This window comes from Micromonospora sp. SD12 (assembly GCF_052068495.1).
GTDB classification, from domain to species: Bacteria; Actinomycetota; Actinomycetes; order Mycobacteriales; family Micromonosporaceae; genus Micromonospora; species Micromonospora echinofusca.
In genome coordinates this window covers 14,471-37,925 of the sequence record NZ_JBQHDF010000002.1, presented here as the reverse complement: position 1 = coordinate 37,925, position 23,455 = coordinate 14,471, and the positions used below count along the sequence as shown (strand labels likewise).

Sequence of the window (23,455 nt, the reverse complement as noted above, 5' to 3'; positions counted from 1 at the left end):
GCACACCGGCCCGCCCACCCGTCAGGGACGCCGGTCACCGCCAGGGTGGAAGTGGCTATCTTCCGCCGCAGGCGGGGTCAGCTCCCATCCGCTGGCTGGCGGTGAACGCGCGGCAGGTCCGGTAGTCCGGCAGCAGTCCCGATTCCCGCGCCTCGGCCAGGCTCGGCGCGGCTGCGTCCCGGGCCGACAACTGCGGTGACTCCGCCGGCCAGTCGATCGCCAGTTCGGGGTCGAGGGGGTGCACGGTGTGCTCAGCGGTGGGGTTGTACGTGGTGGAGCAGAGGTAGCTCAGGGTCGCGTCGTCGGTGAGGGCGCAGAAGCCGTGGCCCAGCCCCTCGCCGATGTAGACGGCGCGCCGGTCGACGTCGTCGAGGCGGACCGCCTCCCACTGCGCGAAGGTCGGCGAGCCCACGCGGATGTCCACGACCACGTCGATGACGGCACCGCGTACGCAGGTCACGTACTTGGCCTGGCCGGGTGGCACGTCGGCGAAGTGGATGCCGCGGACCACGTCGCGCGCGGAGACCGACAGGTTGCCCTGGGCGAGTCGGAGTGGATGCCCGACCGCGGCAGCGAGCTGGTCGAAGCGGTACCACTCCATGAACAGCCCGCGTGGGTCGCCGTGCTGCTGTGGGTTGATCTCCCAGGCCCCGTCGATGCTCAGCGGTCGCATCTTCATCGGTGGGTGTCCCCGGGTTGGCGTTCGGCGAGCAGGCCGAGCAGGTAGTCGCCGTATCCGCTCTTGCTCAGGGACTGGGCGAGCGTCCGGAGGTGGTGGTCGTCGATCAGGCCGGCCCGCCAGGCGACCTCCTCGACGCATCCGATCTTCAGGCCCTGGCGTTCTTCGATGACCCGCACGAACTCGGCGGCCTGCATCATCGAGGTGAAGGTGCCGGTGTCGAGCCAGGCGGTGCCCCGGTCCAGCACCGTCACCGACAGCTCGCCCCATTCGCGGTAGGTCTCGTTGACCGCCGTGATCTCCAGTTCGCCGCGGGCGCTGGGGGTCAGCTTGCCGGCGATGTCCACCACGCGGTTGTCGTAGAAGTAGAGGCCGGGCACGGCGTAGCGGGACCTGGGGCGGGCGGGTTTCTCCTCGATCGACAGCACGCGCCCGGCCGGGTCGAAGTCGACCACCCCGTACTCTTGAGGGTTGGCCACCGGGTAGGCGAAGATCCGTCCACCGACCAGGTCGCCGTGGCCGGGGAGCTGCCGGCCCAGGCCGACGCCGTGGAAGATGTTGTCGCCGAGGATGAGGGCCACCGACTCGTCGCCGATGAAGTCCGCGCCCAGAAGGAACGCCTGCGCGATTCCCTCCGGGCGGGCCTGCGTGCGGTACTCCAACCGCAGGCCCCACTGGCTGCCGTCACCGAGCAGCCGCTGGAACTGGGGCTGGTCCTCCGGCGTCGTGATGATCAGGATCTCCCGCACCTCTGCCATGATCAGGGTGGAGAGTGGGTAGTACACCATCGGCTTGTCGAACACCGGCATCAGCTGCTTCGACACGGCACGGGTGATCGGCCACAACCGGGACCCGGTGCCACCGGCGAGAAGGATTCCGCGCACCGGGCGAGACTACCCGCACCGGCGGGCGCCTGAGAATGGGCTCGCTGCCCCGGTTGTCCTGGGGTTTCGCGTACACTCTCCGACCCGTGAGGATCCTTGTCACCGGCGGTGCCGGCTTCATCGGGTCGGAGTACGTTCGGATGCTGCTGGGCGTGCCCGGTGGGGACGCCGCCAGGGGGTCGGGCGTCGAACCCACGGCGGTGACCGTGCTCGACGTGTTGACGTATTCGGGCAACCTCGCCAACCTCGCACCGGTGGCCGATGATCCCCGGCTGCGCTTCGTGCACCGGGACGTCCGCGACGCCGCCGTGGTCGACGAGGTCGTTCCCGGCCACGACGTGATCGTGCACTTCGCCGCGGAATCCCATGTCGACCGGTCGATCGACGGCGCCGCCCCGTTCGTCACCACGAACGTGCTCGGCACCCAGAACCTGCTCGACGCCGCGCTGCGGCACGGCACCTCCCGGTTCGTGCACGTCTCCACCGACGAGGTGTACGGGTCCATCGCGGAGGGCTCCTGGACCGAGGACTGGCCGCTGGCGCCGAACTCGCCGTACTCGGCCTCCAAAGCCGGCTCCGATCTGCTGGCGCTGGCCTACCACCGCACCCACGGCATGGACGTCGTGGTCACCCGCTGCTCCAACAACTACGGGCCGTACCAGTTCCCCGAGAAGGTCATCCCGCTGTTCGTCACCAACCTGCTCGACGGCGGCACCGTGCCGCTCTACGGCGACGGCGGCAACATCCGGGACTGGCTGCACGTGCACGACCACTGCCGGGGCATCGCACTGGTCCAGGAGAAGGGCCGCGCCGGCGAGGTCTACCACATCGGCGGCGGCACAGAACTCACCAACCTCGAACTCACCGGCCGGCTGATCGAGGCCTGCGGCGCCAGCTGGGACCAGGTCGTGCGCGTCGCCGACCGCAAGGGCCACGACCGCCGCTACTCCCTGGACATCAGCAAGATCAGCACTGAGCTCGGGTACGCCCCGAGCATCGACCTGGAGCGCGGCCTGGCGCAGACCGTGCAGTGGTACCGCGACAACCGGGCCTGGTGGGAGCCGCTGAAGGCGGGCACCAAGCCGCTGATCGCCCCGTGAGCCGGCTGCTGGTCACCGGCGCTGGGGGCATGCTGGGCAGGGACCTGGTCGCCGTCCTGCGCTCCCGAGGTGACCTCTCCGTCAGGGCCACCACCCGCGCCGAGCTCGACATCACCGACCCGCAGGCGGTGCGAGCCGCCGTCGCCGGACACGACGTGGTGATCAACACCGCCGGGTGGACCGACGTGGACGGGGCCGAGGCGCAGGAGGAGGCCGCCACCGCCGTCAACGGCCACGCCGTCGCCCACCTCGCCGAAGCCTGTGCCGCAACCGGCGCGCGGATGATTCACCTGTCCACCGACTACGTCTTCTCCGGCGACGCCACCGAGCCGTATGCGGAGGTTGCCACCACGTCCCCGGTCAACGCGTACGGGCGCAGCAAGCTCGTCGGGGAGCTCGCCGTCACCCGGCTCCTCCCCGACGCCGGTTACATCGTGCGCACCGCCTGGCTCTACGGCGAACACGGACCGAACTTCGTCGCGACCATGCTGCGGCTGGCCGACCAGCGCGAGCATCTCGACGTGGTCGACGACCAGCGGGGGCAGCCGACCTGGTCGTACGCGCTGGCCGGGCAACTCGTCGCGTTGGCCGACGCGGTGCTTGCCGGCCGCGCCGCCCCCGGCGTCTACCACGGCACCGCGTCGGGCCAGACCACCTGGTACGGCCTCGCCCGCGCCGTGTTCACCCTCCGCGGCCTCGACGCCGACCGCATCCGACCGACCACCAGCGACCGCTACCGGCGCCCGGCTTCCCGTCCCGCGTACAGCGTCCTGGCCCACAACCGCTGGGCGGCGGCAGGCCTGCCGCCCCTGCCGGACTGGCGCTCGGCCCTCACCCGGGCGCTGGACACCCTCCACTAGGGGGTTTCGACTGAGGCGGCGACGCGGCCGGCCGCGGCTGGCGTCGGCCGTGCCTGTCAACGACCCCCAGCGCGGAACACCTCCGCCACCGTCCGGATGAGCACCTTGGCGTCGAGCCACAGCGACCAGTTCTCGATGTAGTAGTTGTCGAAGCGCGCCCGGTCGGAGATCGGCGTGTCGCCGCGCAGGCCACTGACCTGTGCCAGCCCGGTGAGCCCCACCGCGACCCGGTGGCGCATGGCGTAGTTGGGGTACTCGGCGGAGAACTTCTCGACGAAGTACGGCCGCTCGGGGCGCGGCCCGACCACGCTCATGTCGCCCCGCAGGATGTTCCAGAGCTGCGGCAGCTCGTCGAGCGACGTGCGGCGCATGAAGCGGCCGATCGGTCCGACCCGCTGGTCGTGCGCGATCGACCAGTTCGTCTGCGACTCGTGCTCGTCGACAGGACGCATCGAGCGGAACTTGATGATGTGGAACGGCTTGCCGTGACGGCCGATCCGTTCCTGGTAGAAGAAGATGCCCGGGCCGCCGTCGAGGAGCGTCGCGACGGCACAGAGCAGGAGGACGGGGCTCAGCAGGAGCAACGCGGTGGCGGCGAAGAGGATGTCCGACGCACGCTTGAGCGCCCAGCGGGGCCCGGACAGGGTGATGTCGCCGACCTTGACGATCGGGATCGCGCCGATGTGGTCGCCGTGCGAGCGGGAGCCCCAGAGCCGTGGCACGGCCCACAGGTCGCAGCTCGCGCTTCGCGGCTGGCGGAGGACCTCCATCAGGGTCAGCTCCGGGCAGCTCGGGTCCGCGATGAGGAGCACGTCGCACTCGACCATCCGGACGAGCGGTTCCAGCTGGTCCAGGGTGCCGATCAGGGGGAGCGCCGCCGACACCTGCGGAGGCGTGGAGTCGACGCAGCCGACGAAGCGCAGCCCGTACTGGGGATAGCGGCGCAGCAGCCGGGCGAGCTCCACGGCGATCGGCCCGCTGCCGATGATGATGGCGTTGTGCTCCACCCACCGGCGCTTGCGGGCGATGGTGGCGAACTCCCGCGAGAAGACACGACCGACGATGACCAGCCCGGCCGCGATGATCACCCCGCGGGCGAACCCGCCCACGTACTCCGCGGAGTCGTGACGCAGCGCCGCGACGATGGTGATCACGGCCGCGGACGCGAGCAGCCGCCCGCAGAGGCTCGGCAGCTCGTCGAGGATGCTCACGTGGCGACGGGCCCGGTAGAGCCCGCCCGCCGCGAAGATGGCCACCGTCAGGCCGGCCATGGCCAGCGTCCCGCGCCAGTACTGGAGGCTGATCAGCAGGGGCGCCAGCAGGGCGGCCACGTCGACGGGCGCCGTCATCATCCAGGCCCGCAGCCCCCGGGTGCGCGTGGAGGCACGGGAACTCGCGTACGGCAGCACCGCCGTCACGTCGAGGCCGGGGCGGGGCGGGGCGTCGCTCGCCTGACCGCCCGCCGGCGGCGTGGAGGTGGGCAGCGCTCCGGTGGCACCGCCTCCGGCGTCGGTCCCGCCGCGCACCTCCGCCCTCATGCCCTGCGCCGCCATGTCGTCGCGCTGCGGTGTGGTGGCGTGGTGGCCCATCGCCTGTTGCCTGGACATGGTCGGTCCTTCCCCGTTGACTGCCCCGGCGGCACGCGGCAGCTTCGAGGCGAACGAAGGATACGACCGGTCCGCGCGTGTCACCAGAGCCGGGACGGCAGTACGACCTCCTACTTTCCGGCGTTGACGATCTCCGCTACGGCGTCTCGTCGTACCGCGTCGTAGAAGGACCTGGCCTTCTCCGTGTTCGCGAACACGACGCTCTCGCTACCCACCCGACCGGTGCCCTTCGTCGGGCTGGTGATGAAGCGCAGGTTGTCGCCGCGCAGTCCACGCAGGTCGGTCGCCATGCTCAACAGGGACATCTTCTCGTCCACCGACACCGCGTTCGACGTCGCCTTGACGAAGGAGTTCAGCTTCCCCGGGTTCGTGACGATGCCCCCGGACACGGCGCGGTCCAGGATCGCCTTGATGACCTGCTGCTGGTGCCGGATGCGGGCGAAGTCCCCGTCCGGGAACTGCTTGCGCTGGCGTGAGTAGTCGAGCGCCGTCTCACCGTCCATCCGCTGCACCCCCTGCCGGAAGGTGCGGAACGGAGGGTGGATCGAGGTGAACGATTTCTCCGCGTCGATGTCGATGCCGCCCAGAGCGTCGATGATCTCCTTGAAGCCGGCGAAGTCGACCATCATGACGTGGTCGATCCGCACGTCGGTGAACTTCTCGACGGTCTGCACCATCAACGGCACGCCACCCCACGCGTACGCGGCGTTGATCTTCGCGTCCCGGCCGCCCTGGCTGCCGTCCTTCGACCGGGGCACGGGGACCCAGGTGTCGCGGGGGATCGAGATCAGCTGGGCGCTCGACCGGTCCTTCGGCAGGTGGGCCAGGATGATCGTGTCCGTGCGGGAGCCCGACGTGCTCTCCGGGTCACGGGTGTCGCTGCCCAGGATCAGGATGTTCATCGCGCCCTTGGCCACCGCCTGCGGGCGCCCCTGCTCGGGAACGTCCGCGAAGGCGTCGACGCGTTCGATGTCCGACTCCACGGATCGCAGGTAGAGCCCGCCGGCGATCAGGCCGCCGCCGCCGAGCAGCGCCACCACCAGCAGGCTGATGAGGGCGACGCGCCGCCACCGGCGACGAGGCTCCGCGTGCTTCCCCGGCTTGCGCCCGGTCTGGTCGGCGACCGGATTCGGCTCAACGAACTGTTGTGGAACTGGCATGGCGGCGATGCTACTTATCCGCAGGGGTGTGCGCGTACCCTCATCCGGCTGGTGACGGCCCCCATCCGTGCCGACCCGTCCCATTCCGTCGTACACGGTCCACCTCATCCGGGCCAACGGAGCTTTCCCCTACACCTGTTCGCTTCCGGCTGGTAGAACCCTTCCGTGGACGCAACGAAGCTCCGACGGGCCATCGCCCGCACCCGCCTCGCCCCCGTCGCGGCCTTCCCCAAGCGCCTGGCCCGCGTCGCCCGCCACGACGCCAAGGTGCTGCGCACGTCGGCCCGCTGGCTGGTCACCTCGCGGGAGCATCACAACTACACGTACGAGCTGACCAAACTGAGCCGCCACCACCTCGCCTGGTTCGTCAGCGTGGTCTGCGACGTGCCCGTCAAGCAGGTCCGGGCGTACTTCGCCGAGATCGAGTCGGACGACGTGCTGCGCCGGCACATCGAGTCCGCCACCGCCGGCGCCGCCCGCCGGGGCCTGGCCGACAGACAGGTCCGCTACGCCCGCCGCATCGGCTGGTACGCCATCGTGCGCGCCACGAAGCCGACGCACGTCGTGGAGACCGGCGTCGACAAGGGGCTCGGCAGTTGCGTGCTCGCCGCCGCGCTGCTGCGCAACGTCGCCGACGGCCACCCCGGCCGGGTCACCTCGTTGGACATCAACCCCGAGGCTGGCTACCTCGCCCGTACCGCGCCCTGGTCGGAGGTGGTCGACCTGGTCATCGGCGACTCCATCGCCTCCATCGCCGCGCTCGACCGGCCGGTCGACCTCTTCCTGCACGACAGCGACCACAGCCGGGCCCACGAGAAGCGCGAGTTCGAGGCGGTCGAGAGCAGGCTGGCGCCGGGGGCGTTCCTGCTCACCGACAACGTCACCGCCACCAACGTCCTCGCCGAGCACGCCGAGCGCACCGGCCGGCGGTTCCTCGCCTACCGGGAGACGCCCGCCAACCACTGGTACCCGGGAGACGGCATCGGCGTCGCCTGGTGAGGTGCCCCTCAGGCTCGGCGCGGGCGCCCGGGTGAGCAGCCCAGCACTCTCCGGGGCACCGGTCGGCCGCGGGCCGTGGCAGGGTGGGCGCATGCGGTTGAGCGCCATCCACACGTACCCCGTCAAGGGCTGCCACCGGCTCGACCACGACGTCGCGGGGGTCGAGCCGTGGGGCCTGGCCGGCGACCGGCGCTGGATGATCGTCGACGCCGAGGGCGTCGGCGTCACCCAGCGGGAGACCGTGCGTCTGGTCGCCCTGCACGCCACGCCGCACGTCGGCGGGCTGCTGCTGCGCGCCGAGGGGCATCCCGAGCTGGACGTGCCCGAGCCGACGGGCGGCGAGCCCGTCGCGGTGCGGACGTTCCGCAACCGGAAGCTGCCGGTGCCCGCGCTTTCCGCCGGGCCGGCGGCCGACGCCTGGGTCGGTCAGGTCCTGGGCCGCGCCGCCCGGCTGGTCTGGCTCGCCCGACCGACCCGGCACATCCCGCCGGGGGACCGGGAGCACGACACCGGCGACCGGGTCAGCTTCGCCGACGCCTATCCGCTGCTGCTGGCCACCGCCGCCTCGCTCGACGCGCTCAACGGCTGGCTCGCCGAGGCCGGCGAGGAGCCCGTGCCGATGGCGCGGTTCCGCCCCAACCTGGTGGTGGAGGGTGCGTCGGCCTGGGCAGAGGACGACTGGGTCGGCCGCCCGCTGCGCATCGGCGGCGTCCGTTTCCGCGCCGCCGGGCCGTGTGACCGCTGCGTGGTCACGACCACCGACCAGGAGACGGGCGTACGCGGGAAGGAACCACTGCGCACCCTGGGCCGCCACCGCAACGTCAACCGGAAGCTCCTCTTCGGACTGCACCTGGTTCCCGAGGAAACGGGCAGTATCGCGGTCGGCGATCCGCTCGTGCCCGATCGCCCCGCGTGAGCTGGGCGCACGGCGGGCTCCGCCGCACCACGTTGCCGGGTCCGCTGCCAGCGGGGGGCCGCGCCGAGGGCGGCCGCGCGTGAGCGCTGTGGCGAGCGTCGATCTCCTTAGGTGACCTGAACGCCGCCCCTCCTCGCCCGTGCGGAGGGCGATTCCGGGGGCGATCGACGGGGCAGCGGCGTTGCCTGGCGTGCTCTAAGGTCGGAATCCTGCGACGATCGCAGCTTGTTCCGAGGCTTCACGGGGGGCCTCTGATAACTCATGTGCATCGATAGGATGGTCGGCGCTTCTCCCCGGAGCGTCCGTCGCCCGATCTGGACTGCGGGCGTCGCGACGACGGCGGCCAACGCCAAGCCACCGATCCTGTTGGGCCATGTTCGAGGTAAGCGAGGTCATGAGTGAAGAACTTTCGGGCGTTGCTCGTCACCGGATTGGTCGCCGGCGTCGCCGTCGCAGGCGGCATGACGCTGGTCTCCGGCGCCGCCAGCGCTGCCTTGGAGGACGCGCCGCCCTCGATCGAGGAGGACTTCAGCTACCCGGGGGCCGCCCAGATCGAAGCCAGCGACGGCATCAAGTTGATCAAGGGTGACGGGAAGATCATCTTTGCCGAGTGCGTGACCGGCGCCACCAACCAGATCATCGTCCGGAGCTACGCGAAGCTCAGCGGATACTGCTTCACGGTCAAGGGCGCACCCGGCTACCTGACCCTGGAGATCTCGGATGTCTACCAGATCCGTGGTGACAGTCACACGGCATCCGCCAGGGTGAGCGTGGACGGCGAAACCCAGACGGTTGCCCTCCCCAAGAACGGTTGGGTCGGTGTCGGGGTGGGAGAAGACGACACCCTGCCCCCTGCCGTCCTGCTCGAGCTGCGGGTCACGGGCTGATCCGGACAGCCAGTCGGTGTCCTGAGACCTCGGGTTGCTCTCGGGGTGGTACGGCTCGCTTTCCGCGCGGGGCTCCGCTGTCTGGGGCCCCGCGCGTCTTCAAGCGGCAAGCCCCGGGCGCGGTGGTCGCGCCTTCCGCGCCCGGGTCCACGTCGCCGCGCAGGTGCGGGGGATGAGGCCGGGCTCGCGGCTCAGCGTGCGGGTGCCGGCGGGGCGGTGAGGTCCAGCCACATGAGGATCTCGTCGCGGTCGTCGCCGGGGGCGACCCGCAGCGCGCCGGGCAGCCGGCCGATCTCCCGGTAACCGAGTCCCCGGTAGAACCGGTCCAGCCCCAGCCCGTCGCGGACGGTCACGTGCAGCGCCTCCCAGCCCATCGTGCGGCCGAGGCGCTCGGCCTCGCGCATCAGCGCGGCGCCGTACCCGTGGCCCTGGGTGTCGGGATGGACCATCACCCGCTTCAGTACGCACCAGTGTGCCTTGAGGCCGAACCGGTTGTCGCAGAAGATCAGCGCGGCGACGGGTCGCCCGCCCGCGTACCCGACGAGGAGGCGGTCGGGGCCGTCGGTGATGCCGGCGAAGGTGGGCTCCGCCGTGTGCCGGACGTCGGCGGCGGTGACCGGTGGCACGAAGCCGACCGCGCCGCCGGCGTTGGTGACGTCGACCCAGAGGTCGACGATCCGTTCGCGCAGCTCGGGGGTCAGCTCGGGATCGAGGACGAAGCGCAGGCTCACCCGGTAATCCTCACCGTGCGGGACCGCGCCGACCCCCGATCGTGATGCGCGCGACAGGGGTGCTCGGTGCGGGAGGGGGGATTCGAACCCCCACGTCCTTTCGGACAATAGGACCTAAACCTACCGCGGCTGCCGTTACGCCACTCCCGCCGACCCGCAAAGTCTAGAGTGTCGCGCCGCATCCGTGGTGGGCCCGGCCACGGGATCGACCCCCGGGTGCCCGGCCGGCGGCGCGACCGGGCCCCGAGGCCGCGAACCGGGCGGACGGCGTGCGCCGGCGACCTCAGTCCAGCCCGAGGTCGCGGCGCAGCTTGGCGACGTGACCGGTGGCCTTGACGTTGTAGAGTGCGCGCTCGATCTTGCCGTCCGCGTCGATCACGAAGGTCGAGCGGATCACGCCGGTCACCGTCCTGCCGTACGACTGCTTCTCGCCGTACGCGCCGTAGGCGGTCAGCACGGACCTGTCGACGTCGGCGACCAGCGGGAAGGTGATGGCGTCGCGCTCGCGGAACTTCGCCAGCTTCTCCGGCTTGTCGGGCGAGATCCCGACGACCTCGTAGCCGGCGGCCTGGAGTGAGGCGAGCGAGTCGCGGAAGTCGCACGCCTGCTTGGTGCAGCCGGGCGTCATGGCCGCCGGGTAGGCGTACAGGACGACCTTTCGGCCGCGCAGGTCGGCCAGCGAGAGCGTCTCGCCGGTGTCGGTGGGGAGGCTGAACTCCGGAGCGGGGTCACCGGGGGAGAGGCGGTCGGGCGCGGTCATGGCACGACCCTACCGCCGCCTCCGGCCGGCCCCGGGCGGCACGCCGTCCCCTGACCGTCAGCGGACGAGGGGTGGAGCGGGGGGCGGGGACGAGGGGCGGGGAGAGGGGGAGGGGCGGGAGGCGGCGTGGAGGCGGAGGGCGCCGGCTGCCGTGGCGCCGGCACCGGCGACGAGAATCAGGGCGATCAGGATCCGGGCCGTCGTCGCCGGCCAGGGCACGGGGGCGACGGCGCGGGCGAAGACGGCGGCGTTCGCCACCCCGGCGAAGAGTGCCAGGCAGGCCCCGGCCAGCGCCAGCGCGAAGTCGGCGGCCGGCCGGCGGGCCACCGCGAAGACCCCGGCGGCGATCGCGCCGAGCCCGGTCAGCAGCGCCCAGACCTGGCCGCCCAGCAGGCCGGTCAGCACCCCACCCACGCCCTGCGCGCCGGCGTCCAGCTCCCGGCCCACGGTGAACACCACCGCGGCCACCCCGCCGAGGACCAGCAGCCCGCCGAGCCCGGCCAGTGCCCGCGCGCCCGGCCCGGAGCGGGCCGGCAACAGCCCGAGTGCCCCCACGGCCAGCAGCCCGACCGTGGCGACCACCCACCAGACGTACGCGTCCGGCGGCGGCACCCAGTCGAGGGTGCCGCGGATCTCCCCCGCCTCGGTGCCGGCGCGCAGCGGCACCGTCCAGTCCCGCACCCGGTGCTCCCGGTCGGGGGCGGCACGCACCTGCGGCGGCGGCGCCGACTCCCGCCAGAGGGCCCGTTGGTCGTGCCAGCGCACCGTGGCGGAGTCGTCGACCCGCCGCCAGTCGGGCGCGGCGGCGGGGTCGGCCTCGGCCGGCAGCCGCGTGTCCCCGGCGATGGTCCGGTTCAGGTAGGTCGCGGGGGAGCGGGTGTTCTCGTACACGCCGTCGGGGCCGACCCGCAGGTAGGGCTCGCCGGAGTAACCGAGCACCTCGACGGGGCGGTCGCCGGTGTTGGTCAGCTCCAGCCGCGCGCCCGCCTCGATCACCCGTACGCTCAGGCCGGGGCGGGCCGGGGTGACGGCGCTCACCTCGGCGCGGTAGTCGGTGCCGTCGGGGGCGTCCGCGCCGTGCGCGGCGGCCGGCCCGGCGAACGCGGCCGTCGCGGCCAACGCGCCGACGAGCACCAGCCCGGCGCGCGTCACCAGGTGGCGGATCACTTGCCGGCCGCCTCCACCGCCGCCTTGATCCCCTCCGGGCTGCGGTCGGCGATCTCCTCGCCGTCGACCAGGATCGTCGGGGTGCCGGTGATGTTGGCCTTGCTGGCCTCCTCCGTCACGTGCTCGGTCCACGGCTTGAAGGTGCCCTCCCGCAGGCAGGAGGCGAAGCCGTCCCGGTCGAGGCCGGCCCCCACCGCGATGTCGACCAGTTCCGCGTCGCTGAGCCCCGCACCGCCCTCCGGCGGCTGCCGGTCGAACAGCGCCTTGGCGTACTCGCGGTACCGGCCGCCCTCCGCCGCGCAGCCGGAGGCGGCCGAGGAGCGGGTCGAGTACTGGGTGGTGGAGAAGCGGTTCAGGTACGCCACCGGGTGGTAGACGACCCGGACCTTGCCCTCGCTGATGAGCTGGTCGAGCGTCGGGCCGCTGGCCTGCTCGAACTGCTTGCAGGCCGGGCAGAGGAAGTCCTCGTAGATGTCCACGGTGACCGGGCCCGATCCGGCGACGATCCCGGTGCCGGCCTCGTTCGAGCCGGTGGGCGCGGTGAAGTCGTCCGAGCGCTGGCTGGAGTAGACGCTCCAGCCGATGAGGCCGGCGACGACCAGGAGGGCCACGGCGGCCACGGAGACCCAGAGCGTGCGCTTGCGCCGCCGCTCCCGGGCCAGCTGCTCGCGGACCACCCGGGCGGCGCCCTTCTGCCCCTTGCGACTACTCATCCTCGTCCTCCACGGATGCGTCCCCCGCCAGCCAGCCGTCCACGGAGACGGGGGTGCGGGGCCAGATCAGCAGGAACCCGGCCAGTGCCAGGAAGCCCAGGTCCCGGAGGATCTCCGGGAGGTAGCTCGGGGTCTGGCCCTCGGCGAGCTCCCCGCCGGCGCCGAAGCAGCCGCAGTCGATGGCGAGGCCCCGGCTCCAGGCCGAGACGATGCCGACGATGAAGACCACCAGCAGCGCCGCGGAGATCCCGGCGGAGAGCCGCGTGGCCAGCCCGATCAGCAGCAGCAGGCCCAGCGCCAGCTCGACGAAGGGCAGCGCCGCGCCGATCATCGTGGCGAGGTCGTACGGCATGACCTGGTAGGCGTTGACGGCGCGGCCGGAGGCGGCCAGGTCACCGACCTTGCTGCCGCCGGCGACCAGCCACACGGCGGCCAGGCCCAGCCGGACGGCGACCCCGAGCCAGGGGCGGACGGCGGGCCAGCGGGCGACCCGGGTGTGCGGTGCGGTCACGATCATTGGTCGTCCCGTCCCCGGTGGAAGTTCCCGGTCATCCGGCGAGGGCGTCGCCGACCGCCTCGACGAGGTCGTTGCGGGCCCGGGCCACCCGGGAGCGGATGGTGCCCACCGGCACCCCCTCCACGGCGGCGGCCTCGGCGTACGACAGGCCGAGCAGTTGGGTGAGCACGAACGCCGCGCGTCGCTCGGCGGGCAGCCGGCGCACCAGGTCGGCGGCGCCGAACTGGCCGGCGGGGTCCGGGTGCGGCCGGTCCGTCCAGGCGTTGGCGGCGAGCCGCTCGCCGAGCCGGCGGCGACGGACGACCGTGCGCAGGTGGTCGGCGCAGGCCCGGCGGGCGATGCCCAGCAGCCAGGTGCGTGCGCTGGAGCGGCCCTCGAACGCCGGCAGCGCCCGGAACGCCCGCAGGTAGGTCTCCTGGGTCAGGTCGTCGGCGCTGTCCGGGTCGACCAGGGCGGCGGTGAAACGCCACACCTCGGCCTGGGTCAGCCGGACGAACGCGGCCTGGGCGACGGGGTCCCCGTCGCGGGCGGCCAGGGCCCACTCGGTCGCCGATTCCCGCGCGGTGGCGCCCGCGTCACCGGTCGGACTGGCGGCGGGGGTCTCGCGCGGGGCGGGGATCACGACAATCCAGGTTACGCGGCGGCGCCGGGGCCGGGAGAGTCCTTCGGCCCTTCCATGGCCTGCGCCACCTCGGGAACTATTCCGTCGCGCCGTCCGACTACCCCCACATGACATGCGACGACGTACGCGCGGCGCTGTCGGCGCGGCTGGACGGCGAGGACCCGCTGGCGGCGCCGGCGGTGCTGGACGCGCACGCGGAGAGCTGCCCCGGCTGCCGGGCCTGGCTGGCCCGGGCCGAGCAGGTGACCCGGCTGGTCCGGGTGCAGGCGGTGGCGGTGCCGGACCTCACCGCGTCGGTGCTGGCGGCCGTCGCCGCCGACCCGCTCGCGGCGGGACGTACCCGGGCGGCGGCCCGGGCGGCCCGCCGGCAGGTGCTGCGGGTGGCGGTCGCGGTGGCCGCGGTCGCCCAGCTGTCGATCGCCCTGCCGGTGCTGCTCGCCGGGCTGGGCGTGAGCGTCGATCCGCACACCAGCCGCGAGATGGCCTCCTTCGACGTGGCGCTGGCCGTCGGCTTCGCGCTCGCCGCGTGGCGGCCCGAGCGGGCCCGCGCGTTCGTGCCGGTGGCACTGGTGCTGGCGGTCTGCCTGGCCGGTACCAGCGCGGTGGACATCGCGAACTCGACGACCGCCCTGGTGCACGAGGTCGGTCACCTGGCCGCCGTGGTGCAGGCGGGGCTGCTCTGGGCGCTTGGTCGGGTCAGCGACGAGCCGGACCGCCGGCCGTCGGCCGCCCTCCTGGCCCGCCATGGCTGACGCCGCGCCGGCCGGGCCGGGCGCGATCCCGCCGGACGTGCGCGCGGCCGGGCGGGTACCGGCATCGTCGGTCGCGGTCGCGCCGGCGGCGTCGGGCATGGTTGGAGTCGCGCCGGACCGGTCGGATTCGAGAGCATTGCCGGCATGAACGTCGCCAACCGCCGCCCGATCGCCCGGCTGCTCGCCATCGCCGGCCTGCTGGTCACCGTCGTCGCCCTGCTGATCGCACCCGCCGGTCCCGCCAGCGCCCACGCGGTACTGGTGAGCAGCAGCCCGATCGCCTCGGCCGTGGTGTCGAACGCGCCGGCGGAGGTCGTGCTCACGTTCAGCGAGTCCGTCCGCAAGGTGCCCGGCAAGATCAGGGTGATCGCACCGGACGGGTCCCGCGCCGACCGCGGCGAACCGACCTTCGAGGGCACCGTGGTCACCGTGCCGGTCGACCCCGCCGGGGCGCGCGGCACCTACCTGGTCAGCTACCGGGTGATCTCCGCCGACAGCCATCCCGTCTCGGGCGCGTTCACCTACTCCGTCGGCGCGCCCTCGACGCCCCCGGTCGACAGCGGGGACGACAGCCGGGCCGACCCGGTCGTCGGCAACGCGGTCAAGGTCGCCAAGTACGCCGGCTACGTCGGCCTGCTGCTGCTCGTCGGCTCGGCGCTGGTGCTCGCCGCGCTCTGGCCCCGGCGGCTGCCCCGGCGGGGCCCGGCCCGCCTGGCCTGGGCGGGGCTCGGCCTGCTGGCGGTCTCCACGGTGGCGAACCTCCTGCTCCAGGTGCCCTACACCGCCGGCGGCGGCGTGCTCGACGTCACCGGCCAGGGGCTGAGCGACGTGCTGGGCAGCGCCTTCGGCGCCGCGCACCTGGTCCGGCTGGGCCTGTTGGCGGCGGCGGCGTTCCTGCTCCGGCCCCTGATGGCAGGGCCGGTCGAACGCAGCGACCTGGTCATCCTGGGCGTACTCGGTGCGGCGGCGCTGGTGACCTGGCCGCTGGCCGGGCACCCGGCGGCCTCGCCCGCCCCGGCGGTCTCCGTGGTCGTCGACGCCGTGCACCTGGGCGGCATGGCGGTCTGGCTGGGCGGGCTCGTGCTGCTCGCCGTCTTCCTGCTGCCCCGGGCCGACGAGCGGGAGCTGGGCGCGATCCTGCCGATCTGGTCGCGCTGGGCGGCGCTGGCGGTGTCGGCGCTGCTGCTCGCCGGCACCGTACAGGCGCTGATCGAGGTGGCCACCCCCCGCGCGCTGGTCGACACCTTCTACGGGCGGCTGGTGCTGGGCAAGATCGCGCTCTTCGTGCTGGTGATCGCGGTGGCCGCGTACTCCCGGCAGTTGGTGCGCCGGCGCACCGCGGCCGGCCGGCCGACGTCGATGCGGCGGGCGGTCTGGGCGGAGCTGGCGATCACGGCGGTGGTCCTCGGCCTGTCCGCCGTCCTGGTGCAGACCACCCCCGCCCGCACCGCCGGCGCCGACGTGGCCGGCTCGACGCCCCGCTACTTCTCCACGACGCTGTCCAGCCCGAACTACTCGCTCCAGATCGAGCTGGACCCGGCCGAGCGGGGCAACAACACCGTGCACTTCTACGCGTACACCAAGGACAACCGGCCCCAGCCGGTGGTGGAGTGGCGGGCCACGGTCGCCCTGCCGACGGCGGGGATCGAGCCCATCCAGGTCCCGCTGCTGCCCCTGACCGACAACCACGCCACCGGCGAGATCAACTTCCCGGCGGCCGGGGAGTGGCAGCTGCGCGTCACCGTCCGCACGTCGGACATCGACCAGGCCACGGTGACCGCCACCGTGCCGATCAGGTAACAGGAAGGCTCGCACCATGATCCGTCTCCGGCGTACCGCAAGCGCCGCCGCCGCCCTGGCGCTCGGCGCCGTCGCCACCGCCGTCCTCGGCTTCGCGGCGCCCGCCTCGGCCCACGTCACGGTCGACCCGCAGGAGGCCGCGCAGGGCGGCTACGGCCGGTTCGCCTTCCGGGTGCCGAACGAGAGCGACACGGCCTCCACCAGGAAGCTGGAGGTGGTGCTGCCGGAGAACGCGCCCGTCGGCTCCGTGTCGACCATGCCGGTGCCCGGCTGGACGGTGGCGGTGGAGAAGCGCAAGGTGGACCCGCCGGTCGAGGTGCACGGCAGCCAGCTCAGCGAGGTCGTCTCCAAGATCACCTGGACGGCGGCCGGGAACGCGGGGGTCAAGCCCGGCCAGTTCCAGGAGTTCCCGGTCTCGATGGGTCCGCTGCCGCAGGTCGAGACGATGGTCTTCAAGACGTTGCAGACCTACTCCGACGGCAACGTGCAGCGGTGGATCGAGGAGCCGCTCCCCGGCGGCGAGGAGCCGGAGACCCCCGCCCCCGTGCTCACCCTGACGGCGGCCTCGCCGTCGGCCGCCCCCACCGGCGCCGCCGCGCCGCAGGCCGACGACGATGACGACGCCGAGAGCGACGGAGTGGCCACCGGGCTCGCGGTCGCGGGCCTGGTCGCCGGCGTGGGCGGCCTGCTGCTCGGCGGGCTCGCCTTCTCGCGTACGCGGCGGGCGCCGACGTCGCGGGAGTGACCCACCCGCACCGCTGCCGGCCCGTCGGAGCACCGGCGGGCCGGCTGCTTTCCGGGCCCGTGCCGTGGATATCCGCTGATCAGTCGCCCCTCGTCGGTAAGGTCGGCCGGGTATCCGGCTACGGAGGGGGACGAGGCGAATGCGGTTCGTGCGGGTGCTCGCCGCCATGCTGCTGCTGACGGTCGGGATCACGGGGCTGCTCACCGGTGGGGCGCTCGCGCTGCTCGCCCGGCAGACCGACCCCGGCGGTGCCTTCAGCGCCCGGTTCGAGACCGTGCAGACCCCGGGCCACGCGGTGGTCGTCCGGGACGTCGACGAGCTGTTGCGGGCCGAGGCGCCGTTCGCCCGCGCCGGGCAGGCCCGGCTCCGGCTGGACGCCCGGACGCCCGACGGCCCGGCCTTCGTCGGGTTGGCCCCCACCGACGAGGTACGGCGCTGGCTCGACCCGTACGCGCACGCCGAGGTGCGCCGGGTGGCGCTGGCCCGGGGGCCGCTGCCGGTCCGGCTGGAGCCCGCCGGTCCCGCGCCGTCCGCCGGTTCCGCTCCGTCGGCCGCTCCCGCGCCGATCGGGCAGCCCTTCTGGGTACGCGAGGGGATCGGCGGGCTGGAGTGGACCCCGGCGGAGCTGGCCGACCGGGGGCTGAGCCTGGTGGTGATGCGCCCCGACGGGCGCGCCGACCTGACCCTGGAACTGCGCGCGGGGCTGCGGGCCGGCTGGACCGCCCCGGTGACCGCCGGGCTGCTGGCCGGCGGGGTGCTGACCGTGGTGCTGGCCCTGCTCCTGCTGCGCCCGGTGCGCCCCCGCGAGGTGGTCTTCGTGGTCGAGCCCGACCAGGTGCCGGTGCTCGCCGGCCGCCTCGGGGTGACCTCGCTCAGCGGCCTCGGCGCGCAGCCGACCCGGGACAGCGACCGGTCCCGCCTCGCCGGGCGTCAGCTCGCCTCGGTCGGCGCCGCCGCGCCGGGGGCCCGACCGGCGATCGGGCCGGTGCCCGCCCGTCGGCCCGCGACGCTCGCGGACCTCGCCGGGGGCGATCCGGCGCTCCGGCCGCCCGAGGTGAACCTCACGCTGGCCTGGCCGCCCGTCGCCCCCGAGGAGGCGGCCGACCCCGTCGCCGCGGAGGCCCGCCTCCGCCCCGCCGCCCCTGCCGTCCCCGAGACCCCCGACGCCGCCGTCGCGCCTGCCGCCTCCGGCGACACCGCCACCCTCGACCCCGACCGGCGGCCACCGGACGACGGGCGCTGAGCCACGACGGCGGACGGCCCTCCGCGCTGCCGACGCGGAGGGCCGTCCTCACCGGGGGATCGGTGCTACCCGAGAGACGCCTGAGGTAGTTGCGACCAGATTAGCGATGAAGGACGCTATTTGGGAAGACTGTCCAAATGAGGTGACTTCCCGCACTCGCGTCGCACCGGCAGGGCCACCAGCAGCAGCAGGCTCAGCAGCACGTACGTGTTGCGCACCAGGAACTCGCCCGGCGAGTCCGTGCGCACCGGGGCGACTCCCCAGTCGTGGAAGGTCACCACCCCGTACACGATGAGGGCGGAGGTGCCGACGGCGAGCGCGGCCAGCCCACGCCGCCGGCGGATGCCCTCGCCGGTCGCGGGTTCGGCGCCCAGCGCCGCGTCCACCAGCACCACGACGGCCGGGATGAACCAGTAGATGTGGTGGGTCCAGGTGATGGGGCTGACCAGCGCGCCGACCAGCCCGGTGAGGGCGAGGCCGGTGAGCGCGTCCCCCGCGCGGGCGGCCCGCGCGGCGCGCCACAGCCCGTACGCGGCGACGACCGCGACCAGCAGCAGCCAGATGAGCTGGTTGGGCTTCTCGGGCGCGGTGATGCGGCTGAGCAGGCCGAACAGCGACTGGTTGCCGGTGTAGTCCGTGCGGCCGACCCGGTCGGTCGCCCACAGCTCGTGCGTCCAGAACCGCCAGGAGTCGCGCGGCGCGACCGCCGCGGCGAGCAGGGTCGCCGTGGCGGCCGTCACGCTCGCCACCAGCGCCGCCCGCCACCGGCGGGTGACCAGCAGGTAGACGATGAAGATGCCCGGGAAGAGCTTGAGCGCCGTCGCGAGGCCGACGCCCACGCCGGCCCACCGGCTCGCCCGGGGTACGGCGAAGAGCAGGTCCGCCAGGATCAGCACGACCAGCAGCATGTTGATCTGACCGAACGTGATCGTCTCGCGGGTGCTCTCGACGGCCAGCACGAGCAGGACCGCCACGGTGAGGCTGAACACATGGGGCAGGCCGTGTCGGGCGATCACCGGCGCGAGCAGCCACCGGGTGGTGACCACCACCGCCAACCCGGTGAGGACCGTGAAGATCGCCACGGTGGCGCCCAGCGGCAGCAGCGCGAACGGGCGTAGCAGCAGCGCGCTGAACGGCGGATAGGTGAAGTAGAGCTCGCCCTGGACCCGGTCGGGCTGCGCGTAGTCGTAGAGCGGGTTCCCGGCCGACCACCAGTCCATCGCCCGCATGTAGATCTTCAGGTCGAAGAAGTCGTGCACCAGGCCGGGCAGGTAGAGCGCCGGCAGCACGGCGACCAGCGCCAGGACGGCGACGAGCCGACGGACCGTACGGCCACCGGGATCGTCGTCGGTGACGGCGGGCGGTGCGGCGGGTTCGGCTGGCACGGGGGAAACCCTAGCGGTCACCTCGCGCCCCGGTGCGCGGGCGCGCGGCCGGGTGGGCTGCGCGTAGGCTGTCCCGGTGGCTGATCTTCTCGTCTGGATCGACTGTGAGATGACCGGGTTGGACCTCGGCAGGGACAAACTGATCGAGGTCGCCGCGCTCGTCACCGATCCCGACCTCAACGTGCTCGGGGACGGCGTCGACGTGGTGATCCACGCCGACGAGGCGGCGCTGGAGGCGATGCCGGAGATCGTGGCGACGATGCACGCCAAGTCGGGGCTGACCGAGGAGGTCCGGCGTTCGACGGTGAGCCTCGCCGAGGCTGAGGACATGGTCCTGGACTACGTCGCCAGCCATGTGAAGGACCCGCGTACCGCCCCGCTGTGCGGCAACTCGATCGCCACCGACCGGGGCTTCATCACCCGGGACATGCCGCGCCTCGACGCGCACCTGCACTACCGGATGATCGACGTCTCGTCGATCAAGGAGCTGTGCCGCCGCTGGTACCCCCGGGTGTACTTCGGCCAGCCGCAGAAGGGGCTCGCGCACCGGGCCCTGGCCGACATCCGGGAGAGCATCCGGGAGCTCGAGTACTACCGGCGGACCGTCTTCGTGCCGCTGCCCGGGCCGGACGTGGAGACCGCCAAGGCGATCGCCGCCGAGCTCTGAACCGGCCCGGCGGAACCCGCTGGACGCGGCGGGCGGGGGTGGGGCTATTATTGGTCCGCACCCCGCCCGGGGCGATCGACCGGGCGCGGTTCCATCGGGTGTGAACGGCATGGTGGCTGTAGCTCAGTTGGCAGAGCACCGGGTTGTGGTCCCGGTTGTCGTGGGTTCAATTCCCATCAGTCACCCGGTGAATCGAAGGCCCCCTCCTCGCGGAGGGGGCCTTCGGCGTTCCGGGCTCAGCTGGTCGGGGTGACCGTGGGCTCGCCGCTCTCCCCCGGGGCGACGTCGCTCTGCGGCTCGTACGGCAGGGCGCTGCCCTTGACGTACTGCTCCCAGCTCATGTTCCAGTCGGTCCAGCCGTTGCCGTTCTGGAGCCTGCGCTCGGTGCCCTTGACGGTGATGGGGTCGCCGACGCGGGTGTTGGCGAACAGCCAGGCGCCGTTGGCCATCGAGACGTTGACGCAGCCGTGCGAGACGTTGACCCGGCCCTGCTGCCCCTCGGACCACGGCGCGGCGTGGATGAACTCGCCGCCCCAGGTCAGTCGCTGGGCATAGTCGATCTTGGTGCGGTAGCCCTCCTCGGGGCCCAGCTCCTCGAAGGTGTCGAAGACCGTCTTGCGCAGCTTCTCGATGACCACCATCGTGCCGCTGGAGGAGGGGGTGCTCTTCTTGCCGAGGCTGACCGGGATGGTCTTGATCACAGAGCCGTTCTTCGTGACCGTCATCCGCTTGGTCTTGTTGTCCACTGTCATGACCACCGCCGGGCCGATCTTGATGCCGACGCTGAGGTCCGCCCGGCCGTACCAGCCGTCGCCCAGCGGCAGGCCGCCGGCCTGGACCCGGTAGGTGACCTCGCTGTCGGCCCGCCAGAACTCCTTCGGGCGGTAGCGGATCTCGGTCGGGCTGACCCAGTGCCAGATGCCCTCCTGCGCCGGCGAGGAGGTGACCGTCATCCGGCTCTGCACGTCGTCGCGGTAGTCCTCCGGGATGGCCCGGCTGAACTTGACGATCAGCGGCATGCCGATGCCGACGACCTGGTCGTCGCCGAGGAAGCTGCTGATCCGCACCTGCTTGCCGGGCTTCGCCATGGTGGTGAAGGTGCTGGTCGCCGTGGCCGGCTTGCCGTCGTCGCCGGTCGCGGTCACCGTCGCGGTGTACGTCTCGCCGTACTTCAGCGCGCCGGCGGGCAGCCAGCTCTTCCCGTCGGCCGCCAGCTCGCCCTCGACGGCCGCGCCGGCGGAGTCCTTCAGCTCGACGCTGGTCTCCTCGGCCTCGGTGGCGGTGAAGGTGATGCCGGTCGACGCGGGCACGTCCTTCGCGTCGGCCCTGGGCTCGACGATGGCGGCGGCCGCCTTCGGCGCGGCGGGCTGGTCGGCGCCGTTCTGCCAGCCTGCGGGCTTGCCCCCGCCACCGTCGGTGCAGCCCGAGGCCAGCGCGAGCGTCACGGCGAGCACCGCCGCCGCGAACCCGCGACGTCGGCCGTCCCGCCGGTCGTCGCCGCGCCGGATCAGCTGGTTGTGGACAGCTCGCATGATTCCCTCACAGTTGTGGTCCCCGGTTGCCCATCGTCCCTCACTGACGCACGGGGACAGGTACCCGTTCCGCAAGGTGAACCGAAACACGCCGTACGAGATGTCCGGATGTTGATAAGATCCGGGGATTTCCCGAGAGGATCTCGTTTCCGGCGTACGCCCACCGCGGCCGGCCCGCGCGCGGCTCGCGCGGCGCCGCCGACCCGGAGCGGGCCCACGAAGACGGCGACCGGCCCGCTGGCGCGGGCCGGTCGCCGGATCGCCGTTGGGGCGTGCCTCAGAAGGGCGACCCCTCGCCGGCCTCGGGTACCGGCACGGCGCTGCCCTTGACGAACTCGGACCAGGTCAGGCTCCACGCCGTCCAGCCGTTGCCCGGCGCCAGCGTGCGCTCGGTGCCCTTGATGGTGATCGGGTCGCCCACCTTGGTCTTGCCGAACAGCCAGCGGGCGTTCGCCGTGGAGACGTTGACGCAGCCGTGCGAGACGTTCTGCCGGCCCTGCACGTGCTCCGACCAGGGCGCGGCGTGGATGTACTCGCCGCCCCAGGTCAGTCGCTGGGCGAAGTCGATCTCGGTGACGTAGCGGTTCGCCGGGTCCGGATCGTCGCGGGTGTCGAAGACCGTGGACTCCTTCTTCTCCATCACGACCATCGTGCCGCTGGAGGAGGGGGTCTTCTTCTTGCCCAGGCTCACCGGCAGGGTGCGCACCACCTGGCCGTTCTCGTAGACGGTCATCTTCTTGGTGGCGTTGTCCACCTTCATCTCGAAGGCCTGGCCGATCTTGGCGGTCGCCGTACGGTCGACGTTGCCGTAGCGGCCGTTGCTGAGCGGGATGCCGGCCAGCGCGATCCGGACGGTGAGCGTGGTCCCGGGCTTCCAGTACTCCGGGGCGCGGTAGTAGGCCTGGGTGCCGTTCTCCACCCAGTGCCAGGCGCCCGGCTGCGGCGGGTCGGTCTGCACGAACATGCGCCTCTGCACTGCCGCCCGGTCCTTCTTGGGGATCCCCGGGTGGAACTCGGTGACCACCGGCATCGCCACGCCGTAGGTCTTGTCGTCGAAGAGGTAGAGACCGGAGCTGATCACCGACCTGGGCTTCGCCATCGTCGTGAAGGTGCTCGTGCCCTGGCTGGTCACTCCGTCGGAGCCGGTCGCGGTGACCGTGGCCGTGTAACGGGTGCCGAACCTAAGCGGCTTCGACGGCACCCAGGAGGAGCCGTCGGCGCGCAGGCGCCCCTCGACCCGGCTGCCGTTGGCGGCGGTCAGCGTGACGCTGGACACCTTGCCGCCGCCGGGCACCTCGGCGCTGATCTCGGAACTGACCGGCCTGTTCTTCCCCCCGTCGGCCGGGCTCACCGTCAGCGGCGGCCCGCTCGGCGCGGCCGGGGTGCCCGGCTCCGCCGGCGTGCCCGACGCATCCGGCGCAGCGGACGTGGCCGGCGTGCCGCCGACGAACTGCGCGTTCTTCTTCTGCTCCGTGCCGCAGCCCGTCAGAGCCAGCGACGCCACCAGGCCGAGGGCGCCCACCATCGCCCCGGCCCGCGCGAACATGCCCATCCCCACCTCTGTTCTCGCGTACCTGGCGCACATCGTGCCGCATGCTCGCCCGTTGTCCGCCCCCTGTCATCGTCCGGCGGGAGGTTTTGTCCGTGGATGCCCGTTAAGCTCGGCCGAAGGGGGGACCCGGGGATCGGATTGGAACCCCGCTCGGGAGGCGTGCTAATCTTCTCCCCG

The 23,455-nt window shown here is 72.8% G+C and carries 23 protein-coding genes and 2 tRNA genes; 11 read left to right on the top strand and 14 right to left on the bottom strand.

Translation table 11 applies throughout. The features are described 5' to 3' along the window. Window positions 1–55 precede the first annotated feature (55 nt). Together ACTMS2_RS03950 and rfbA are read right to left on the bottom strand one after the other, a co-directional pair. Window positions 56–679: a dTDP-4-dehydrorhamnose 3,5-epimerase family protein gene (locus ACTMS2_RS03950; RefSeq protein ID WP_441174145.1), complete on the bottom strand. Its 624-nt coding sequence runs from the start codon at window positions 677–679 to the stop codon at window positions 56–58. Continuing rightward, on the bottom strand, window positions 676–1,563 hold the full coding sequence (gene rfbA / locus ACTMS2_RS03945) for a glucose-1-phosphate thymidylyltransferase RfbA (protein ID WP_441174144.1): 888 nt from the start codon (window positions 1,561–1,563) through the stop codon (window positions 676–678). The genes ACTMS2_RS03950 and rfbA overlap by 4 nt, the downstream gene beginning before the upstream one ends. Window positions 1,564–1,649: 86 nt before the next feature. Here rfbA and rfbB point away from each other — a divergent pair, with 86 nt between their 5' ends. Together rfbB and rfbD are read left to right on the top strand one after the other, a co-directional pair. Beyond that, window positions 1,650–2,663 (top strand): dTDP-glucose 4,6-dehydratase, encoded by a 1,014-nt coding sequence (rfbB, locus tag ACTMS2_RS03940; protein ID WP_441174143.1) that lies wholly within the window; start codon window positions 1,650–1,652, stop codon window positions 2,661–2,663. Further along, the gene (rfbD, locus tag ACTMS2_RS03935; RefSeq protein ID WP_441174141.1) at window positions 2,660–3,523 is read left to right on the top strand and encodes a dTDP-4-dehydrorhamnose reductase; all 864 of its coding nucleotides are present in this window, start codon (window positions 2,660–2,662) and stop codon (window positions 3,521–3,523) included. The genes rfbB and rfbD overlap by 4 nt, the downstream gene beginning before the upstream one ends. A gap of 56 nt (window positions 3,524–3,579) precedes the next feature. Here rfbD and ACTMS2_RS03930 read toward each other — a convergent pair whose 3' ends face one another. Together ACTMS2_RS03930 and ACTMS2_RS03925 are read right to left on the bottom strand one after the other, a co-directional pair. After that, window positions 3,580–5,130: a sugar transferase gene (locus ACTMS2_RS03930; RefSeq protein WP_441174140.1), complete on the bottom strand. Its 1,551-nt coding sequence runs from the start codon at window positions 5,128–5,130 to the stop codon at window positions 3,580–3,582. Window positions 5,131–5,240: 110 nt separating this feature from the next. Beyond that, window positions 5,241–6,290: an LCP family protein gene (locus ACTMS2_RS03925; protein WP_441174138.1), complete on the bottom strand. Its 1,050-nt coding sequence runs from the start codon at window positions 6,288–6,290 to the stop codon at window positions 5,241–5,243. Window positions 6,291–6,455: 165 nt separating this feature from the next. On the opposite strand from ACTMS2_RS03925, the gene ACTMS2_RS03920 reads away from it, so the two are divergent. The 3 genes from ACTMS2_RS03920 (at window position 6,456) to ACTMS2_RS03910 (ending at window position 9,092) form a co-directional block, all read left to right on the top strand. Then, entirely contained in the window at window positions 6,456–7,289 is an 834-nt protein-coding gene (locus ACTMS2_RS03920) for a class I SAM-dependent methyltransferase (RefSeq protein ID WP_089001751.1), read from the top strand. A gap of 91 nt (window positions 7,290–7,380) precedes the next feature. Continuing rightward, complete coding sequence (locus ACTMS2_RS03915; RefSeq protein ID WP_441174136.1) at window positions 7,381–8,205, top strand: MOSC domain-containing protein; 825 nt, start codon at window positions 7,381–7,383, stop codon at window positions 8,203–8,205. 398 nt (window positions 8,206–8,603) lie between these two features. Further along, complete coding sequence (locus ACTMS2_RS03910) at window positions 8,604–9,092, top strand: hypothetical protein (protein WP_441174135.1); 489 nt, start codon at window positions 8,604–8,606, stop codon at window positions 9,090–9,092. Window positions 9,093–9,283: 191 nt separating this feature from the next. Here the strand turns inward: ACTMS2_RS03910 and ACTMS2_RS03905 are convergent, their stop codons facing one another. From ACTMS2_RS03905 to ACTMS2_RS03875, 7 genes are all read right to left on the bottom strand, one after another. Further along, window positions 9,284–9,823, bottom strand: a complete 540-nt coding sequence (locus tag ACTMS2_RS03905) for an N-acetyltransferase family protein (RefSeq protein ID WP_441174133.1) — start codon at window positions 9,821–9,823, stop codon at window positions 9,284–9,286. 67 nt (window positions 9,824–9,890) lie between these two features. Next, window positions 9,891–9,973, bottom strand: a tRNA-Leu gene (locus ACTMS2_RS03900). Between the two features lie 133 nt (window positions 9,974–10,106). Next, a complete protein-coding gene (gene bcp, locus ACTMS2_RS03895; protein ID WP_441174132.1) occupies window positions 10,107–10,583 on the bottom strand; it encodes a thioredoxin-dependent thiol peroxidase in 477 nt (158 codons plus the stop codon). A gap of 57 nt (window positions 10,584–10,640) precedes the next feature. Next, window positions 10,641–11,750 carry a hypothetical protein gene (locus tag ACTMS2_RS03890; protein ID WP_441174131.1) on the bottom strand — a complete coding sequence of 370 codons (1,110 nt, stop codon included), beginning with the start codon at window positions 11,748–11,750 and terminating at the stop codon, window positions 10,641–10,643. Further along, on the bottom strand, window positions 11,747–12,463 hold the full coding sequence (locus ACTMS2_RS03885) for a DsbA family protein (RefSeq protein ID WP_441174130.1): 717 nt from the start codon (window positions 12,461–12,463) through the stop codon (window positions 11,747–11,749). Before ACTMS2_RS03885 ends, ACTMS2_RS03890 begins: the two co-directional genes overlap by 4 nt. Further along, on the bottom strand, window positions 12,456–12,980 hold the full coding sequence (locus ACTMS2_RS03880) for a MauE/DoxX family redox-associated membrane protein (RefSeq protein ID WP_441174129.1): 525 nt from the start codon (window positions 12,978–12,980) through the stop codon (window positions 12,456–12,458). The genes ACTMS2_RS03885 and ACTMS2_RS03880 overlap by 8 nt, the downstream gene beginning before the upstream one ends. A 31-nt stretch (window positions 12,981–13,011) precedes the next feature. Then, window positions 13,012–13,602 carry a sigma factor-like helix-turn-helix DNA-binding protein gene (locus ACTMS2_RS03875; protein WP_441174127.1) on the bottom strand — a complete coding sequence of 197 codons (591 nt, stop codon included), beginning with the start codon at window positions 13,600–13,602 and terminating at the stop codon, window positions 13,012–13,014. 107 nt (window positions 13,603–13,709) lie between these two features. On the opposite strand from ACTMS2_RS03875, the gene ACTMS2_RS03870 reads away from it, so the two are divergent. The 4 genes from ACTMS2_RS03870 (at window position 13,710) to ACTMS2_RS03855 (ending at window position 18,142) form a co-directional block, all read left to right on the top strand. Beyond that, the gene (locus tag ACTMS2_RS03870) at window positions 13,710–14,354 is read left to right on the top strand and encodes a zf-HC2 domain-containing protein (RefSeq protein ID WP_363898101.1); all 645 of its coding nucleotides are present in this window, start codon (window positions 13,710–13,712) and stop codon (window positions 14,352–14,354) included. 135 nt (window positions 14,355–14,489) lie between these two features. After that, the gene (locus tag ACTMS2_RS03865; protein ID WP_441174644.1) at window positions 14,490–16,154 is read left to right on the top strand and encodes a copper resistance CopC/CopD family protein; all 1,665 of its coding nucleotides are present in this window, start codon (window positions 14,490–14,492) and stop codon (window positions 16,152–16,154) included. A 16-nt stretch (window positions 16,155–16,170) separates the two neighbouring features. Further along, entirely contained in the window at window positions 16,171–16,899 is a 729-nt protein-coding gene (locus ACTMS2_RS03860) for a YcnI family copper-binding membrane protein (protein WP_441174126.1), read from the top strand. 139 nt (window positions 16,900–17,038) lie between these two features. Further along, window positions 17,039–18,142 (top strand): hypothetical protein, encoded by a 1,104-nt coding sequence (locus tag ACTMS2_RS03855; protein ID WP_441174125.1) that lies wholly within the window; start codon window positions 17,039–17,041, stop codon window positions 18,140–18,142. A gap of 116 nt (window positions 18,143–18,258) precedes the next feature. Here the strand turns inward: ACTMS2_RS03855 and ACTMS2_RS03850 are convergent, their stop codons facing one another. Continuing rightward, window positions 18,259–19,527, bottom strand: coding sequence for a glycosyltransferase 87 family protein (locus ACTMS2_RS03850; protein ID WP_441174124.1), 1,269 nt, complete (start codon window positions 19,525–19,527; stop codon window positions 18,259–18,261). A 76-nt stretch (window positions 19,528–19,603) separates the two neighbouring features. Between ACTMS2_RS03850 and orn the strand changes: the two genes are divergently transcribed. Further along, window positions 19,604–20,194, top strand: coding sequence for an oligoribonuclease (orn, locus tag ACTMS2_RS03845; protein ID WP_441174123.1), 591 nt, complete (start codon window positions 19,604–19,606; stop codon window positions 20,192–20,194). Window positions 20,195–20,306: 112 nt separating this feature from the next. Continuing rightward, window positions 20,307–20,379, top strand: a tRNA-His gene (locus ACTMS2_RS03840). A 51-nt stretch (window positions 20,380–20,430) separates the two neighbouring features. On the opposite strand, the gene ACTMS2_RS03835 is transcribed toward ACTMS2_RS03840, so the two are convergent. Continuing rightward, entirely contained in the window at window positions 20,431–21,726 is a 1,296-nt protein-coding gene (locus ACTMS2_RS03835) for an Ig-like domain-containing protein (protein WP_441174122.1), read from the bottom strand. Between the two features lie 277 nt (window positions 21,727–22,003). Then, complete coding sequence (locus tag ACTMS2_RS03830; protein ID WP_441174121.1) at window positions 22,004–23,278, bottom strand: Ig-like domain-containing protein; 1,275 nt, start codon at window positions 23,276–23,278, stop codon at window positions 22,004–22,006. Between the last annotated feature and the right edge of the window lie 177 nt (window positions 23,279–23,455).